Source organism: Photobacterium sp. BZF1, assembly GCF_014349205.1.
Classification (GTDB): Bacteria; Pseudomonadota; Gammaproteobacteria; order Enterobacterales; family Vibrionaceae; genus Photobacterium.
In genome coordinates this window covers 1-17,415 of the sequence record NZ_JACSOF010000141.1, presented here as the reverse complement: position 1 = coordinate 17,415, position 17,415 = coordinate 1, and the positions used below count along the sequence as shown (strand labels likewise).

The 17,415-nt window shown below is 45.1% G+C and carries 15 protein-coding genes; 7 read left to right on the top strand and 8 right to left on the bottom strand.

Annotation, left to right across the window (positions count from 1 at the left end; genetic code table 11):
- On the top strand, positions 1–1,262 hold a 1,262-nt coding region (locus tag BIZ37_RS23990), incomplete at its 5' end, for an OmpP1/FadL family transporter (protein WP_222939802.1).
- Positions 1,263–1,524: 262 nt separating this feature from the next.
- Positions 1,525–2,328: an autotransporter domain-containing protein gene (locus BIZ37_RS23985; protein ID WP_187463651.1), complete on the top strand. Its 804-nt coding sequence runs from the start codon at positions 1,525–1,527 to the stop codon at positions 2,326–2,328.
- Positions 2,329–2,408: 80 nt separating this feature from the next.
- Here the strand turns inward: BIZ37_RS23985 and BIZ37_RS23980 are convergent, their stop codons facing one another.
- On the bottom strand, positions 2,409–3,047 hold the full coding sequence (locus BIZ37_RS23980; protein ID WP_187463650.1) for a hypothetical protein: 639 nt from the start codon (positions 3,045–3,047) through the stop codon (positions 2,409–2,411).
- 384 nt (positions 3,048–3,431) lie between these two features.
- On the opposite strand from BIZ37_RS23980, the gene BIZ37_RS23975 reads away from it, so the two are divergent.
- Entirely contained in the window at positions 3,432–3,719 is a 288-nt protein-coding gene (locus tag BIZ37_RS23975) for a hypothetical protein (protein ID WP_187463649.1), read from the top strand.
- 61 nt (positions 3,720–3,780) lie between these two features.
- Here the strand turns inward: BIZ37_RS23975 and BIZ37_RS23970 are convergent, their stop codons facing one another.
- The 5 genes from BIZ37_RS23970 to BIZ37_RS23950 form a co-directional block, all read right to left on the bottom strand.
- Positions 3,781–4,200, bottom strand: coding sequence for a GNAT family N-acetyltransferase (locus BIZ37_RS23970; protein ID WP_187463648.1), 420 nt, complete (start codon positions 4,198–4,200; stop codon positions 3,781–3,783).
- 56 nt (positions 4,201–4,256) lie between these two features.
- On the bottom strand, positions 4,257–4,808 hold the full coding sequence (locus tag BIZ37_RS23965; RefSeq protein WP_187463654.1) for a glutathione S-transferase family protein: 552 nt from the start codon (positions 4,806–4,808) through the stop codon (positions 4,257–4,259).
- 439 nt (positions 4,809–5,247) lie between these two features.
- Positions 5,248–6,195 carry a VirK/YbjX family protein gene (locus BIZ37_RS23960; protein ID WP_187463647.1) on the bottom strand — a complete coding sequence of 316 codons (948 nt, stop codon included), beginning with the start codon at positions 6,193–6,195 and terminating at the stop codon, positions 5,248–5,250.
- A gap of 145 nt (positions 6,196–6,340) precedes the next feature.
- Positions 6,341–7,354: a Gfo/Idh/MocA family protein gene (locus tag BIZ37_RS23955; protein ID WP_187463646.1), complete on the bottom strand. Its 1,014-nt coding sequence runs from the start codon at positions 7,352–7,354 to the stop codon at positions 6,341–6,343.
- Positions 7,354–7,662, bottom strand: a complete 309-nt coding sequence (locus BIZ37_RS23950) for a putative quinol monooxygenase (protein ID WP_255526884.1) — start codon at positions 7,660–7,662, stop codon at positions 7,354–7,356. The genes BIZ37_RS23955 and BIZ37_RS23950 overlap by 1 nt, the downstream gene beginning before the upstream one ends.
- A gap of 99 nt (positions 7,663–7,761) precedes the next feature.
- On the opposite strand from BIZ37_RS23950, the gene BIZ37_RS23945 reads away from it, so the two are divergent.
- The 4 genes from BIZ37_RS23945 to BIZ37_RS23930 all read left to right on the top strand — a co-directional run bounded on the left by BIZ37_RS23945 (position 7,762) and on the right by BIZ37_RS23930 (position 13,205).
- Entirely contained in the window at positions 7,762–8,640 is an 879-nt protein-coding gene (locus tag BIZ37_RS23945; protein ID WP_187463645.1) for a LysR substrate-binding domain-containing protein, read from the top strand.
- A 158-nt stretch (positions 8,641–8,798) separates the two neighbouring features.
- Positions 8,799–9,578, top strand: coding sequence for a GGDEF domain-containing protein (locus tag BIZ37_RS23940; RefSeq protein ID WP_187463644.1), 780 nt, complete (start codon positions 8,799–8,801; stop codon positions 9,576–9,578).
- 361 nt (positions 9,579–9,939) lie between these two features.
- Positions 9,940–11,892, top strand: coding sequence for a DUF1800 family protein (locus tag BIZ37_RS23935; RefSeq protein WP_187463643.1), 1,953 nt, complete (start codon positions 9,940–9,942; stop codon positions 11,890–11,892).
- Positions 11,893–11,897: 5 nt separating this feature from the next.
- Positions 11,898–13,205 carry a DUF1501 domain-containing protein gene (locus tag BIZ37_RS23930; RefSeq protein WP_222939801.1) on the top strand — a complete coding sequence of 436 codons (1,308 nt, stop codon included), beginning with the start codon at positions 11,898–11,900 and terminating at the stop codon, positions 13,203–13,205.
- Positions 13,206–13,294: 89 nt separating this feature from the next.
- On the opposite strand, the gene BIZ37_RS23925 is transcribed toward BIZ37_RS23930, so the two are convergent.
- Together BIZ37_RS23925 and BIZ37_RS23920 are read right to left on the bottom strand one after the other, a co-directional pair.
- Entirely contained in the window at positions 13,295–14,455 is a 1,161-nt protein-coding gene (locus BIZ37_RS23925; protein ID WP_255526883.1) for a YibE/F family protein, read from the bottom strand.
- A 59-nt stretch (positions 14,456–14,514) separates the two neighbouring features.
- On the bottom strand, positions 14,515–16,728 hold the full coding sequence (locus BIZ37_RS23920; RefSeq protein ID WP_187463641.1) for a bifunctional UDP-sugar hydrolase/5'-nucleotidase: 2,214 nt from the start codon (positions 16,726–16,728) through the stop codon (positions 14,515–14,517).
- Between the last annotated feature and the right edge of the window lie 687 nt (positions 16,729–17,415).

Genomic DNA, 17,415 nt, shown 5'->3' with positions numbered 1-17,415 from the left:
TATTGGCTATTGGCTATTGGCTATTGGCTATTGGCTATTGGCTATTGGCTATTGGCTATTGGCTATTGGCTATTTCAGTTTTCCATTTGATGCAAATAACACAAGCTATCTATATCACTTCGAGCTTTATTATGAAAAAACAGGCTTTAGCTTTAATTCTTACATCCGTATTTTCTTCCAGCGTCATGGCCGGCGGTATATTACTTCATGAAGTTGCCACCTTTGACAGTGTCTCTTCTGCAGGTGTTGCCAATTCAACTAATCGAAACGATGCCAGTGCAGCGATCACCAGCCCAGCAGGTTTGACAGCCATTGAAGATTCCAGCGTCTCTGTGGGCCTGCAGTATATCGATGCCTACTCCGAGCATAATGGTACCGGCTTTATAGGGGGAGACCTCCACGCATCGGGTGAAAACAAAGCTCTAGCCCCTAGCCTAGCCTATGCCAAACGCGTCAATGATAGTTGGGTATTAGGCGCATCATTACATGCCGACGGTGGACTTGGCATGGACTATACCAACGGCTTATCTGGCCTAGATTTGTTCGACGCCATGTCGCAAGAGGCAGTCAACGTGCACCTTGCAGCGGGTTACCAGGTCAATAGCCGCTTGTCCCTTGGTGGAGCTTTGGTTGTACAGCACCTTATGACATCACTGGACGCATCTATTGGTGACATCACCATAGAGGGCGAGGCAAACTCAACCGCGGCTAGTTTTATCCTTTCCGGTATGTTTGATATCTCAGACAACACTTATATTGCAGCCAACTACAAGCACCGCGTGGACCACCGCGGCGATAAAATCGACGTCACGGCAGGGAGCATGAAGACAACGGTGGCCAATGATATCATTTGGCCGGCTCGATTAGATCTCGGCCTTCACCACCAAATCAATGACAAGCTAGCCATCAAAGCGATGACAGGTGTGGAGTTCTGGTCTGATTTTGACCAAGACGGCGATCTAAAAGATGTTTACAGCGTGGGTACAGCTCTGAGCTATAACCAAAATGACTGGGAATACCAAGCAGGTGTACGTTACGACTCAACTCTGCAGAAAAGCTCGGCGGTATCACCTGAACTTGCCGTCGGTAAAAACTGGGCATTAGGCCTTGGTGCTGAAAAGACCCGCTCCAACGGACACCGAATCGGCCTAGCCTATCAATACCGAGATCTCGGTGAGCATGATGTTAGCTATGACAATGGCTTTACCGGAAAAGTGGACGACCAAAGGCTGCATATCCTCAGCCTAAGCTATGCATACTAAGCAGAGCATATTCCTAAAGGCTAGTCGCCTTAGTCTCCTTGCTGCAAACAAAAAGTACTAAACCGAGGCTCCTGCCTCGGTTTTCTATTATACCTAAGGTTATTCCAATAATTTCAAACGCCATTCAATTACATTCAAAAAACCTTTTTCCCTATTCTGTTCTCGCTGACAAAACAGGACCTAACCTGATTGGTCACGCTGTTAACGGATAACAAAACCTGACGATGGATTGTATTTCTCAAATACAGAATAGGTTTTAATAATGAAAAAGTTAGTTTTAGCTGCAGTTGTTTCTTCTCTTTTCTCTGCCACTGCAATGGCAAACACCAGCTACAACATTGAGCATGGCAACGATGACGAAAGCAAATTCTCTATCTATCATGATATCGGCTTGGGTTTCAGTGGTGGTGTTGAGTTCGTCACTGAAGGCAATCTAAAGCGCCATAAAGAATCTAACATGCGCATCGACTACAACTTCGATATCACTGATGCATGGTATATCCAGCCACAATTTGAACTGACAGTACCTTCAGGTTCTCGTAGCCGCTCAAATGGCCAATTCACTACCCCTGACGGTGACAAAGTTAACGCCAGCCAGCGTATCAGCAACACAGCTAAGTTTGGCCTGAAAACCGGTTACCAGTTTGACAACGGGCTATACACCGCAGCTCGCTACCGCTATGAAATGGCAGAGCGTAAGCTTAACTTCAACGGAAAGCACAAAAGCACAGCTCATAACCTTGATATCAAGGAAGATAACAATATTCACCGTATGGACCTAACTGTAGGCTATGTGATTGCTGACACCATGGATCTATCAGCAAACTACATCTACAAGCGTGGCGATTCTAAATTCGATGCAAATTACACATCAGACATTAAAGATAAGGCTCACGGAAAACTTGAAGGCAACCAAAGTGAAGTGGAATTAAAAGCTAAGTTTATCGGCTTTGACAGCATTCACCCATACGCCATGTACACTTACAAGGGCGACGCCGAAATCAAAGGATTGGGTAAGAAAGCCGTCGATAACGTATTCTCTGTAGGTGTAAACTTTAACTTCTAAGTTACACCTACCAAGCACTTACCTAAGCAAAGAGGCAGCCATTGGCTGCCTCTTGTTTTTTCGCAATAACAAATCATTCATCACACATCTTTATATTCAGCCCATTCCCGCCATTCAGGGATATCCCGTGGGTTACCATAGGCACGGACAAAACGGGGAAAAGACTGGGGAACGGCAATATCAAACCTGTCTTGAAACACCGAATTAAGCTTCCAATGAGTCGAGTAACCCTCTTGCATCAAATCAAATGCCTTATGGGCATTTTTCCAAAAGGTCGGGTTCGCTTGCCCTTTGAGGCTCATCCACGGATAAGAGACTTTGGCTTCCTGAGCACCATATACGGTGTTACCCAGCATATGCAATAGCTTAGACAAGGTATCAGCCCCAAAATCCTTAATGGACAGTGCTTTAATTGCCTCTATATCATCGCCGACCTTATTAGCCACACGGTTGATGAGAAAGTCCAAATCAAGCTGTGAGCACATGTCAAAGCTAATATCGTCAATCCGCTCCAATATCGCTTCCCGATACTGTTCCTTGGAAAATTGCTTATTACGAAGTGCCCGCCGGTAAGCAATTGCATTACCGTTTTTATCAACTACATGGCGCTGAAGCTCAGGGTATTCATCTAGTGCGCTTGGATTACTCGACAAAATAGCCAGCAACTTATCTTGCTCGACCATGATCTGCCCTAGCTGCTGTTTTGCTTTGTTATCCATCGTTCTGCCCCATGCTTTTAAACTGACCATACTGTATTTTTAAAGGTTACCTTGGAAATAGGTTTTATGTCAAACCTATTTCTAGTCATTTCTATCTTGTTAGATATAAGGTGAAATACCTAATAGTTTTACTTCGAAAGGCATAACTCAATGATAGATATAGGAATACAGTTGAAATGGTTATTTATGATAAAAAATGCGATTAAACCTATAGAAAATTGTGGGTAAACCTACTAGTTTTCCGTGCTAGTTGCTTGGTAAAATCCCTGATAGGCCTAAGGTCAAAGGAAGCGTTAAGAACAATAACAAAACACCCCCCTAACAATGGCGCAACCTTAAATTTTTATTTATATCATTAGCAGCAATGCCAAGGACATACGAGCAATGAACAAATGCCAATCCATTTTCAACATTGTTGACAAAATAAAAAAATCACACTGGAAAAATGACACCTCCAATGCGATTGCAAATGATGTCGAAAAGCTGATCATCGACCTCGAGCCCTACAAGGACGAGGACAAGACTGTTTCACACCTGAGCTTCCTGCTGAAAGATTTGCTCGAAGTCTTGTCTATCGATTATATCTCTGCTGAAGATCAGCGTTCCGCCTCCATTTTACTTATTGACGAGATCACTGCGGCCAGCAACTGCTGCTGCGTTGAGCATGCATGATTTGGGAATGGCTCGAAGGAAACCGTATATAATCAGCTCAGTTATCTGAGCTGATTATGATTTAGCACTGGCAGGCAAAATGATGGCTGGAAATCACAAATTCTTCCTTCAGGTAGAACTTGTGCGCGCCATATCGGTGAACGCCTGAATCGAGGTGAATTTGCTCTATCTGGTTGATATGGGCGTAATCCTTGAACCACTCTATCAAGTATTTCCCAGCTCCCGATGAGCGTTTAGCTTCATCAGTGACCAGGTCATCAATGTACAGATAATTCCCCCACCCCAGTTTATGACCGGTAACAAAACCCGCCACACATAAAATGGTATCGTCATCTTGGACATAAACAAGTTGATAACCGTTTTTGCGCTGTTGGTTTATAAGGCCAATCAAATGCTCCAGTTCATACTTTGGCCGGAGTTGCTGCATGATCGGTGCAATTTCAACTACTTCTTCATTCGTTGTTGCTAGAATGACTTCCATGCTTCCCCACATCTAATCCACTAAAGCTAAAAACAGCGTGCTATTTTACTTACCGATTATGACAACATACCGACATAACGGGGATGTTGGGCTATTTTTTCTATCCATGCTTGTATGTGAGGGTATTGCTGTATGGAAAATCCACCTTCATGAGCCACATGGGTATAAGCATACAAAGCAATATCTGCGACACTCAGGCTCTCTCCAACTAGATAAGGAGAGTTAGATAGTTGCTTATCCATCACTTTCAGTGCCTTATGCCCACCTGTTTGAAGCGAATCATATTCCGCCTTTCGCTCCTCGGGCAAGCCCTGATACTTTTTGATAAACCTTGCTACTGCAATGAAAGGTTCGTGGCTATATTGCTCAAAGAACAACCACTCCATCACCTTTGCTTTCTGGTATTTATCTTGCGGTAGAAGTGGGGTATCTTCGGCAAAAAACGTCAATATGGCATTTGATTCAGCCAAGAAGCGGCCATCTTCCAACTGCACTGTTGGAATTTTTCCGTTCGGGTTGATTTGCAAGAAGGCAGGCGTTTGGGTTTCACCCGCAAGAATATCGATATGCTGCCACTCGTGCTCTATCCCCAGCAGTGCAAGTAGCAGTTTTACTTTATACCCAAGCTACTTCGAGATGCAGGTTCAGCGAGAAATTATAAGCTTATAGACAAGGCATTGTTTTGAAGATCTAGTGGCTCTAAATCAAGAAACAATAACGCAGTATAGAAGCTTAGAAAACTCGCCCTTCGGGAGGGCGTCAGCCCATCCACTCCTTCGTTGAAGCTTTTTGAAAGGGAATGCCATTCCTGCAAACCTTCGCCTTGTATTGAATGCGCTGACAACCCTCTGAATCCTGCACCTTGAGGTAACTTGGGTATATATCAATTCCCAGATTGGATATCACCGTATACCCGTAGTGCCATAGCCATCTCCTTTTGGCGTTTTATTGAACATCTACGTTAATAAAATCCCTACCCTGCCACAACCCATGGCAGTACAAAACAGAGATAATGTCTTATAGGGTTTGCGACAAGAATATATAGCACTACAAATTAACGGTTGTTTTCATCAACGCCTGAATATTCGCTTCTACATCACTGCGAATTTCATCCAACCATTGGTAACGTTTGGTATATAAACGGCGCTTGGTTTTCTTCAAGCTAGAAGGGTCTTTTCTAGGAGGTTGCAGCGGCAATTGATAGAAATAATCACTCTCTTTACTTGCACCGTATTCTTGCCACAAATCGTCGTAATCAAAAGTTACCGCTTTGCGCTTTGATCCCATATAACGCAATGCTTGATAAATATGTCCTTTATTGGACACTCCCCTCACCTCATCCATCCCTAGCACATTGGCAACTATCAGCACCAATTCAGCCATCAAAGCTTTGGTACGTAAACCATGCAGCGAACGAGTCAGGGTTTTGATCACCTCATTTCTATCGTTAACCTCTTCTTTTGGCCCTTGCAAGGCCCCAACATAAAGGGTCTTTTTATCACCTGTTGCAATATGGCAGGTCAGCGAATAGATATTGCGGTTATTCTCGTCAACTAGGTACAGCCCCAGAGCCCCCTCACGGCTCATTCCCTGGCAAAGCTGCACTTTATAACCCACTTCTTGGTTATCGGCGAACTCAAGAATAGTGGCACCATGTGCAGAAAGTACCCTCTGGGACTGGCTACCAAAGGTGTCTTTGATAAACAAATAATGCTCCCGGATACGGGCAATCTTCTCTTTTCGCGTCCAATTGACACACAGATAGGGTTTTAGTGGCTTCTCTAAAATCTTCGGGTTTCTCTGCAACACTGGGGCAAGTTCAGGATGGGCAAAGACTTCTGACATCGCTTTTACTGCATCGGCATTTAATACCCCCCAGAGGCAAAAACGCGCATTTTTCTTAATTTTTCTAAAGCCCCGGCTGTTTGGATAAACCGTATTAGCCAGTTTGGGTAGACGACGCAAGTAATCAAAGTGACAGGTTGAAGAAGACAAAGTAAAACCACATAAGAAACAAAAATACAAACAGTGTACAGTTGCAGGGTTTAGTTTTCTGTCGAGATGCGCGGTTACAATGTATGGGATTGTATACCCAGAATGAATATATTCTCCGACAATCCATTCCGGGCAATAAGAAATATTATGCAGTAACCGCAGCCTCCCAATCTGTCAGTAACTTCATGATCTGTCTTGAATCTTCCGGCCTTGCTGCTGGTCGCCCTAAGTGAGCATCATTGTTGCCAAGGGCGTTAAGCACAGACTTGACCTGATATAAAAAGCCATCACCCTCGGCTTCCACATCAATCACTTCTGGTGTTTGCTCATATTGGGTAACCGTGAATTGGTTTTTAGCGTCAGGCAACCAAGGATTACTTGTTATCTGTAAACTGCCAATAGAGCCCAAAATAGTGAACTCAGCATGCAAGCCATAATCTTCAGCAGTATGGAGTTGCGCCATAAGGCCGTTGCCAAATTGGAAGTTGGCTTGTGCTTCGCAGATGTTGCCATCTTGACCACGGCGTCCCATCGCTGACAAAGTGTAACTATCCAAAGCTTCACATCCACAGCATTGCTCGATGATAAGATGTAGGAGTGACACCGGATAGCAACCAAGGTTATATAGTGCCCCTTTACTGTCAGGATTAACAAATTGTGAAATAGCAGCGGTATATTGGCCTTGAATTGATCGAAGCTCGCCGATTTTCCCTGACTTAATCACCTCAAGGATTTTGGCGATAAATGGGTGGTTTAGGTACATCAACCCTTCAGCAAAAAAGACCTGATTTTGTGCAACTGCAGCGAGGGCGGCATCCGTTTTTTCCATATCCACCGACAGTGACTTTTCGCATAAAATTGCCTTGCCGGCCTGTGCAGCCTTAATCACGTACTCATGATGAAGGTGATTAGGTAGTGCAATGTAGACAATATCCACCTCGGGATCGGCAATTAATGCATCATAGCTTTCATGTTGAACGGGAATGTCATACTGCTGTGCCAATGCATCTCGCGGTTCAGGACTACGACCTGCCACAGCATAAATCTTGCTCTGGCCATCTTGGCGAATTGCAGTCGCCATGACACCTGAGATAAAGCTAGTACCGAGAATACCCCACTGCTTAACCTCCCGCTTCACTTTGTGATTAACCTGACTCATTACTCCGCTCCTGCTTCCATCAAATGGGCTTCAAATGCTTGCTCTAACTGGGTATAGCCTAGGGCGATAAAATCTTGGGTGTGCTTGGCTTGAAAATGGGCATCAAAAGCTGCCTGATCGTTATAACGCTCCCAGAAAATAAAACGGCAAGGATCTTTTGAGTCCTGCATGGCCACCGCCATAGAGCAGCCTGGCTCACTATTCATATCTCGGCAAAACTGCGCAACGGCGACTTTTGCCTCCTCTAGCGAAATCCCTTCATTTACTCTCAGCGCTGCTGTGATAAATAACCCTTGTTCAAACATCATATCAACCCGTTACTACTCAATATGGCATCAATTTAATTGACATCTATAACTTGATAAACAACGATCCATTCCGTTATTTATCAACTTATAGTTTGTAATATGGATAAATTAAAAAGCATGCAGGTTTTTGTCGACGTGGTGAATCGAGGCAGCCTAGCTAAAGCCGCCGCCCACTTTAATGTTACCTCTACCATGGTCGGCAAGCACATTAAGACGTTAGAGCAGAGTCTGGGAGCCAAACTACTGAACCGGACGACACGCAGGCAGTCACTCACCGAAGCGGGTGAAGTTTATTTCCATGAATGCCAACGGATCCTCGGTGATATCAAAGAAGCTGAAGAGAACTTGCAGACCTTAACCAACACCCCAATGGGTACGATTAAGATCAATGCACCTGTTACCTATGGTAATACCGTCATTGCCCCACTGCTCGCTCAATTTATCGAACTACATCCTCATATCAACATTGAGCTGATCCTCGACAATAACCGCATTGACCCGCTACACGACCGTTACGATCTTGTCTTTCGTATTGGCGAATTAGATGACTCTAGTCTGGTCGCAAGAAAGGTTGGTAATTACCAGTTAGTATTCTGTGCCTCCTTCACCTACCTGGAACGCTTCGGAACACCTCAAGTTCTGGCAGACCTGAGCCACCACCAGTGTTTGGGGTTTCACTATGGGGATATTCTGCCCCAGCAACGAGAACAAGAGGCGCATTATTTCAGTCGCCAGCAATCCAGACTTAGCAGCAACAGCGGCGATGTACTCAAGGCTGCAGCTTTACGTCATGCCGGGATCATTCTACAGCCCAATATACTATTGGAAAAAGAGCTAAAACTTGGGCTACTCAAAGAATGCCTTGAACCCTGTCGTCCGGCTTCAAAACCGATTCACATGTTGTACAAAGGGAAATCACAACCACTAAAAGTCAGAACTTTCATCGACTTCTTTCTTGGGCACTCATCCCATATATAAAGACAATCAGTGATCCCATTAACGCCTTGGGAAAGCCACCTATCTTTAGTGTGAGTCTTTGTGTCATTTTTTTGACACGAATCATGCAAAACAGATACTTATAGAGTATAAATGCACTATAGGGCATATTAACTGTATGAAGGAAAAGGTGGTTTTCAATGGTTAAGGCCGTATCGACAGTCATCTGCACAGGGTTGGTTTTTCTGATGCTCGTCATGAAAATTGATGAGTCATTTTTCTTTTCCAAAGCTGAATTTGCAATCGAGTACTTGATCTTACTTTCCATCATTTCCATCTCTGTGTGTGCTTACCCTGTTTTCAAAAAAGAAAAAAAAGCGCTGATCGGAATGATGTTTATCGGTATCGAAAACATCTATCACATGATCGAGCAAATTACCCCATTAGAGAAGATTGTTGACGCTATTCCTTCCCCCGTCGCTCTCTTTCTTGATGACGGGTGTATCTTAATTGGTATTGGCTTGCTAGCACTCGCCATAAAACGGATCATCACAAAATACGAATGTAGCCAGAGTATTGATGAGCTGACGGGTGTGTTCAATAGAAAGGCGCTTGGAAGCATTTCACTCAAGAAATTTGATCTGATATTTTTCGATCTGGATAACTTTAAAAAACTCAATGATGAACACGGCCATAAATTTGGTGACAGTGTACTTGTTCTATTTAGCCAAGGGTTGAAACAACATACCCAACGAAACGAAATGATTATCCGATTTGGCGGCGATGAATTCATTGCAATCCTTCTACCATATAGAGCTAAATCTTTCCTAACCGAAATTAAAACAACTTTATCTGCACTCAATATTTCTTACAGCTACGGTATTGCTCCAAATAGTGATAGGCGAAATTTACGTGAAGCCATAAACTGCTCTGATAAAGAGTTGTATCGAATGAAACATCTTAAACATCCTCAAACTTAAGCACGCTTCAACTCAGCATTTATAGTAGAGTGATTGCCAATATTTCATCAGGCCGTCAAATAAACAGCACTTGATTAGTTGGTAAGCCTCATTGATTCAAGTAAATAGAATATATTTATATCTATTTCAAACCATCCTTGGCTTAGGTTCACAAATTCTTAATAGGAAATATTTTGAATGGGGATATCCTGCCCGAATATATATACAAACTGTATTTATTTGCTACCATTCATTTATCTATTTCAAACAAACGACAAGGAAGGGTAATAAAAGGAATTAATATAAACCATACACTTAACTATCAAATCTATTTTAATTCAAACAAAGAATTAATCAGTCAATTAACTTTGGAGTAAACTCGATGTTTTTCAAAAACCTTTGTTTTTTGAAAAAAGCTATCGTAATACTACTCTCTCAAATTATTGCAACTTATGCATACGCTGTTGATTTGATTGACAATGGTAGCGTTCAAAAAGCCATTAATTACACCTACTTTCCCTATACAGTTGAAGTTACTGTTTCAAATAGTAATATTCCAGCAGAAACCTTTGAGTGCCAAATTACTAAACGAAGCCACAACCGGGCAGCACAATGGCCTCTCCGTATTGGCCAATGTATCAATGATAACAGTACAGAGGTTTTGGTCGGCCAGTTGCAAACAGATGGGACGATTGTTCCTGTCAAATCCAAAACAGACAACCTGCTTTGGGCTGCGTCCGCTGATTACAGCCTAAGTTTCGAACGTATCGATACCCCATTGATATTAGATTTCCATAATGCCTCACGTTTACTTGAACGTGGTAGTTTTGGCCCAATACTGACAGACATCAACGCCACAGTCGGCCTCACCCCCGAGCAATGGGTCGAATCGCAGTTAGCAAAAACACCGTCATACCACCTAGATGAATACCTACGAATTCAAGAGATCCGTGCGGGTGAAAATGGCAGTAGCCAGGAGCACCGCAACTATCGGAGTAACGCCTGGTGGGGAATAGCGCTCAACAGTGAAGACCAACTCCGCCAACGAGTTGCCTTCGCGCTTAGCCAGTTAGTCGTCGTATCACAAAATGACGCGGGCCTATCTGGTGATGACAGAGCCAAAGGGCTCGCCATCTACTACGATATCCTCGTCGAACATGCCTTTGGCAATTACAAGGACTTGATCCGCGATGTTACCTACTCCCCTGCCATGGGACGCTTTCTAACCATGGCTGGTAACTTGCCGCCTGATCCAGAAAATAACCAATATCCCGATGAAAACTACGCCCGAGAGTTATTGCAACTGTTCTCGCTGGGCGAATGGAAGGTCAACTACAAAGGCGTGATAAGAAAAGACAAGGAAACCCAGCAGCCTATTCCTGCCTATACCGAAGAAGATGTTTTGGAGTTAGCAAGATTGTTCACGGGTTGGGATGAAGAAAATGGCTTACTCAGTCCTATGGTCGTCACCGCCAGCAATCATAATTCAGAGCCAAAGCGTATTCTAGGCCGTAATTTCCCTGGCAATGAGACAGCTGAAGAAGAGCTGGAAAGATTGCTTGATATCCTCGTTAGCAGGCGTGAAACCGCAGTATTTGTCAGTACCCACCTTATCAAACAACTTGTTACCTCAAACCCTGACAAACACTATGTTGAGCGCGTTGCCCGTACTTTCAACCAAACCCAGGGCGATTTAGCCGCTGTGATAAGCGCCATACTCACCGATCCCCAACCCTATGAGTCGAACCCACTCACCGTTTCCAAAGCTCGCGAACCCATTATCACCATGACCGCGCTATTCCGTGCATTTAACAGTCAAATGGGCGACAACTACCCGCACCACCGTGACACCTCGCTAGGCTATGGCTACGACGCGCAATACTCACCAGAAGGACATCGCTTTTCTCAAGGACCGTTATCAGCTCCTTCGGTTTTCAACTTCTTCCCAGCCACCTTTACGCCAAGCGGCCCACTGGAAGACAACGGATTAATTGGCCCAGAATTCGCCCTGTACACTTCAGCCGAAATCCCGCATTTGTCCAACTTGGTATTCCGCAAGTTCAAAGACGACAACACCCTGACCGGGGATGTCGCAGGTTTGGCAGATAACCGTTTGTTCCTTGATTACTCAACATTTACCGGCCTGTGGACCACTGACGACAAAGCCAACTTCCTCGCATTACTGGCCGATACCCTATTTGATGGCTCGCTCAGCCCACAGCTTGAACAACGACTCGGCGACGTCTACGACGATATGCCAAAGGGTAACCATGACAACATGTACAAGGTGTTCTGGATGGCAGCCATGTCCCCCGAATTCCAGATTCAGGAGTAATGATGATGAAATTATCGAGACGTCGATTTTTGCAACACAGCGCCCTGATGACAGGGGCGACGGCTATGCCGGTAGCATTTTCCCTCTCTAACAAGGCGTATGCGGCTGAAGATTACAAAGCCTTGGTATGTGTCTTCCTGCGAGGAGGAAATGACTCCTTCAATATGATGATGGCGGGCGATGATGATCTCTATGGCAAATATGCCGCTCGCCGGCCCAACATCGCCATTGATAAAACCAACCTGCTAATGACAGGCAAAAATGACAGCAACGGAGTACCGATTGGTCTTCACCCCAATATGCCGGGCGTTCAGTCATTGTTCCAAGATGACCTTGCCGCTGGGTTAATCAATATCGGTACGCTGGTTGGCCCTGACGGATCCGGCGCTCCCTATCCAACAGGCTTGTTTAACCATTCAAAGCAGCAGTACGCATGGGAAAGTGCATGGCATTCCAGTGCCTATGCTGCTTATGGCTGGGGTGGTTTGCTGATGGATATCTTAGCTCAGGGAGGGGCAATACCAGAACTACTCTCACTCGGTGGAAACAGCTGGCTAAGCGGTGTCAATGTCAGTGATCTGCGTACTAATACCCAAGGGTCGGTATCAGCGGTAAACGCCTTCAGTGCATCAGGAACTTTGGAGAGGGAGTATAGAGAAATGGTCGAGGAGGTGTACATGTCGCCCTTCCACCAGCAGTACACTAAGCAGCATAGTGACTTCCTTGCTCCCTACAATAACTTCCGTTCGCTCATAGACTCAACGGAACTCGATCCGACCATCAGCCGAAATAGTTCTATTGGCTCGCAGCTATCAGCGGTTAAACGCATCATAGATGCATCGGTTGCTTCCGGAAGCGTGGGGCGACAGGTCTTTATCGTTAACCAAGGTGGTTATGATACCCACAAAAATCAGGTACCGCGTCACCAATCCTTGTACAGCCAACTCGATACCGCTCTGACCGAGTTCACCAGAGCATTAGGTGCACTGCAGCCCAATGTCACCAGCTTTACCATGTCGGACTTTGGTCGCACCATGCACAATAATGCCAATGACGGCACCGACCATGGTTGGGGCAGTAACCAACTGGTAATTGGCGGTAGCGTATCAGGTGGTTGCTATGGCGCTTATCCAGATTTTAGTGTCGGAAGTCCAGACGACAACGGCAGGGGCCGCCTGATCCCGACTCAGGCCCACGAGCAGATGGCTGCCACTCTGTCCAGTTGGTTTGGCGTCGGCCAATCAGGCATAGAAACCATTTTCCCAACGGCTTCGGCCAACTTCGCCACCATGGACTTAGGCTTTATGGTGTAAACCCTGTCCGAGTAAAACTAAAAAGCCACGAGGCACTAGGAGCGCATCGTGGCTTTTTTAATTTAGGCTTTTAGGTTGAGACCTACGGATTACTCAGTGACAGCTTCGGCAGTCTCAACCGTCTTTTTAGCATCACGTTGATAAACAACACTGGCAATCACGACCGTTAGCGGCACTGTCATAATAAGCCCGATACTGCCAGCAAGGCCGTGGATCATTGCCAGCGACAAAGCAGGGATGTTCATAAACTGCATTACCGGCATCTGGAAACCCCATACCATCATAATGGTGGTCAGTGCGCTTCCCACAAAAGCCAACACCAAGGTATTGGTCATGGTCCCGAGGATATCGCGGCCGATACGGATGGTCGCAAGGAGACGGTCTTTTTCAGATTGTTCTGGGGACATTTCACGCAGCTCATGGTAAGACGAGGCCATGGAAATCGCTACATCCATCACCGCGCCGAGTGCCGACACCATAATCGCTACAAATAACAACCAGCGAACTTGCACTTGGGCTTCACCACCGAGGTAGAGAATATCTTCCCCCTTCTCAAGGTATAAGCCGTTGAGCTGTGCCATCTCACCAAAGAACTGGGCCATCAGGCCTGCCATCACCACACCTGCCAATGTACCCAGCATAGAGGCCAGCGACTTCTTGTTCCAACCCGCAACCAGCAGGAAGTTGACCACAATTTTCACCGCCATCAGGCCAATAGTGACAAGGATCGGGTTCCATCCTGCAAACAGTGCAGGTACTAAAACGCCAATCAGCAGGGCTCCTGTGAAGTACAAAGAAATGACTGAATTCACGCCTTGCAAACCGGCAAACAACACGGTTAACACCACAATAATGCCAACCATCCAATATACCGCCGAAGAGCGGTCATGGTTGTAAGGCCAGTAAATCGTGCGGTCGCCCTGCTCTCTCACCAAAAGGATAAACCTGTCACCCTCTGCCACATATACATTGTGTAACCGGCTAAGTTGGTTTTCGACTTCGACCTGCTTGCCGGCATCAATGCCTTCCAGCAATTCCACCAGCAACCGTTGACGTCCTGTCTTAACTGAAGGCACTAAAGGATCAGACTGAGTACTCTCAGCTAAAACATCGATCACACTCGCGCGGACAAATTCCTGGTTGCTGTAAGCCTTGGGCCGGAATGATTCACTCACCGATGGCGAGTACCACAAAATAGCGGTGGAAACCAAAAAGACGACAAAAGGAAATAATAATCGTTTTAACATCATAATTACCAAAAACAAGAAGGCGCCGAAGCGCCTTCTTTATCTTATTTCAATAAATTCAATTACTCAGACTTAGGCTGGTTAGCGTAAGTACAGCCTTCGTATGGGTTGCTTGGATTCGGGTTCACGAACCAAGTATCACCATTCTCAGCGTTAACAGAAACATTGATGGCATCACGAGCACCAGGTCCAGAGCGCATCACACAGATTTCTTTGTTCTGTAGACGCTTCCATAACGCTTCACCTTCATTCTCACGTGCCAGCAAGATTGCACCTTTATCTTCTTGGGCAATGTTACCTTCGGCATCAGCAGGACCGTACTGTTCGATGTACCAGTTCACGTTTTCAAACTCTGAACGGTCTAGGACACCTTTCTCTGCAACATATGCTGTTAGCATATCGCGTACTGCATACACTTGTTCAGCAGAAGATTCCCAAATAATGCTCTCGTCTGTTACCCAACCTTTTTCTTTCATTGGGGAACCGAAACGGTAGTCGTTGATTGCAAGAACATAGTTCGCTTTTGGATCCAGATCTACACCACGGATCTTGATGTTCTTGATACGCTCACCAACTGCCTCTGCTAGGTCGACAACATACTCAATGTGGCCATCAAAGATATCGTAGTTAAATGAAGGAACATCCTCGTTGAACGATACAGTGATATCACCTTGTTGGTACTGGTTGAAGTAGCTGTAAGACCACTCCATATACTCTTTAAGGTTCTGACCAGAAATGTTTACCGCAACCAACTGGTTGTCGTACATGTAAAGGTTCGAGCTGTCTTTCTTGCGGTAAGTTTCACCATCAAATAGGTTAGAACCATCTGAGAACAGAGCTGCAGCTGAAACATCGACGTGGATTTGCTCACCAATAGCCGCGCTGCCTTTAGACTCAACATTCATGATCTGAATTTGGTTGATCAAATCAGTCAGAGGCATATCATGCAACTTAGCACTATGGATAGTCGAGTACAGACGCAAACCTTCGCTGTTAAGCACTTGCTCTTCAAGTACAGCTTCATCAGCAAAGCCACCTTCAGAGTTAGTGAAGTTACCACGAACAACACCGATTTCGATATTAGCATCTTCTACAGAAGCATCGTGGATGTGCTGCATTTCATTTTGCAGTGCTGCATCTTCTTCAACATCAGCAACGGTGCGGTTGGACATTGTGGTATCCACAATCTGCCACTGGCCATTTCCATCTTTCTCAAGCTCAATCTCAGCTTTAGCCAACGCCCAACCCCAGTTACCTGGTTCGATAACTTTAACTTTGGTGTTGCGGTTTTCTGAGTTGTAAATACCAGATTTAGACTTATCTTCAACTTGGTTATCTGCGTCAACAGAGATGTCATCCATTCCGTTTTCGAAAGGTGCATCTAGCTCAATTTGCTCGATAAAGCGAGCATGCTCGTGCCCCATGAAGATAACATCGAACTTGTCTGCCATCTTAGAAGCGATTTCGTTTACACCACGGGCATGTGATTCACTACGGCCATGGTGAAGGGCACCAATCACAACATCAGGCTGGTACTGGGCAATTACCTGGTCAACAGTACTTTCTAGTGACTCGAACTCTTCTTTAAAATCAAGGTTACGGAAGTTTTCTGGGTTAGAAGCATTCCAGATTTTCACGTAAGAAGGCGTCAGACCGATAACCGCAACTTTGGCACCGTTGTAATCAAAGATCTGGTAACCACGAAGGAAAGGTACTTCCTGACCATTGGTTTTACAGTCAGCTGAGTTCTTGTCCCAGATGATATTTGAAGAGATGACCGAACCATTGAAGCCTTCAAGACTGCGCTCAAGGAAGGCACGCTCGAAATCGAATTCGTGGTTGCCTGGAACCCATACGTCGTAATCCATGAAGTTCATGGTTTCAACAACTGGGTGAACCGGTAGGTCGTTAAACAGTTCAGCTGAGTTACCTTGAACTGTATCACCAAGATCGATCATCAAGAAGTTATCGTTGTCGGCACGCTCTTCGTTCAACAGCGTAGCAATCTTGGTAAAGCCAGCATTCACATCCACGCCGTCCAATGCGTAATCATACGCAAAGATACGGCCGTGCATATCACCAGTTGCGCCGATAGTAATTGTTTGGAAGTTAAGGTTCTCATTGTCACCTTTGACAATTACTGGCTGGGTTGGCTCATAGGTTTTACATTCAGCGATAACTGGGCGCTCTGGCTTGCTGTTGTCGCTATTACATCCTGCTAGGGCGGTAACAATCGCTGCACTCAGCGCTGCTACTTTAATAGTATTCTTAGTCATGTTTAGGCAATCAAAAAAATGGAAATAGAAAATGAAAACGTGAGCAAATATACGCCCTAGCAATAGAATAAAAACTCAAAATTCGCCCAGAACGTTTCCAAATGTAAATTCGGTAAGTTCGATAAATGAATCGTTAATTGTAAACCTTTGCATGCTGCGCAAACGTTAAACACCAACAATCACACAACACTAAAGCGTTCAAAAAATAGGCAGGCAAACGTTTGCCAGCGTGATGTCGATCCCAAAAAACCAGAGCGAAATGAACTTAGAAAATCACATAAAAGTGATGCAAATCACAAAAATAGAGCTTGGTAACTTATGGTAGTCACTCTACTCGTTAATGAAGTGATGACTTACAAAATGAAAGAACATGATCACTTTCTAACCACAAAGTGGGAGTTCCCTTCTCTTTAGCTACACCATAAGCATCAAAATACAGTCATTATCAGAGCAAGTGTAAAGCTGTGTAAGGATACGGTTCATCGTTATGTTCAAATTCAACGAATGATCACTCGGGATAGACCTCTATTCCTGAAATAGATAGTTTTTGCCCCTTCTCGGTTAGAGGACTGTTTAATAGGGTGATATAGGACAGCAGGACAGCAGGACAGCAGGACAGCAGGACAGCAGGACAGCAGGACAGCAGGACAGCAGGACAGCAGGACAGCAGGACAGCAGGACAGCAGG

What these genes read in the sequence shown, in the direction of transcription:
- BIZ37_RS23935 (WP_187463643.1), top strand. Translation starts at nt 9,940, where the DNA reads ATGTTTTTCAAAAACCTTTGTTTTTTGAAAAAAGCTATCGTAATACTA.
- BIZ37_RS23920 (WP_187463641.1), bottom strand. Translation starts at nt 16,728, where the DNA reads ATGACTAAGAATACTATTAAAGTAGCAGCGCTGAGTGCAGCGATTGTT.
- BIZ37_RS23950 (WP_255526884.1), bottom strand. Translation starts at nt 7,662, where the DNA reads ATGATGTTTGAACAAGGGTTATTTATCACAGCAGCGCTGAGAGTAAAT.
- BIZ37_RS23970 (WP_187463648.1), bottom strand. Translation starts at nt 4,200, where the DNA reads ATGGAAGTCATTCTAGCAACAACGAATGAAGAAGTAGTTGAAATTGCA.
- BIZ37_RS23925 (WP_255526883.1), bottom strand. Translation starts at nt 14,455, where the DNA reads ATGATGTTAAAACGATTATTATTTCCTTTTGTCGTCTTTTTGGTTTCC.
- BIZ37_RS23985 (WP_187463651.1), top strand. Translation starts at nt 1,525, where the DNA reads ATGAAAAAGTTAGTTTTAGCTGCAGTTGTTTCTTCTCTTTTCTCTGCC.
- BIZ37_RS23980 (WP_187463650.1), bottom strand. Translation starts at nt 3,047, where the DNA reads ATGGATAACAAAGCAAAACAGCAGCTAGGGCAGATCATGGTCGAGCAA.
- BIZ37_RS23955 (WP_187463646.1), bottom strand. Translation starts at nt 7,354, where the DNA reads ATGAGTCAGGTTAATCACAAAGTGAAGCGGGAGGTTAAGCAGTGGGGT.
- BIZ37_RS23940 (WP_187463644.1), top strand. Translation starts at nt 8,799, where the DNA reads ATGGTTAAGGCCGTATCGACAGTCATCTGCACAGGGTTGGTTTTTCTG.
- BIZ37_RS23945 (WP_187463645.1), top strand. Translation starts at nt 7,762, where the DNA reads ATGGATAAATTAAAAAGCATGCAGGTTTTTGTCGACGTGGTGAATCGA.
- BIZ37_RS23930 (WP_222939801.1), top strand. Translation starts at nt 11,898, where the DNA reads ATGAAATTATCGAGACGTCGATTTTTGCAACACAGCGCCCTGATGACA.
- BIZ37_RS23975 (WP_187463649.1), top strand. Translation starts at nt 3,432, where the DNA reads ATGAACAAATGCCAATCCATTTTCAACATTGTTGACAAAATAAAAAAA.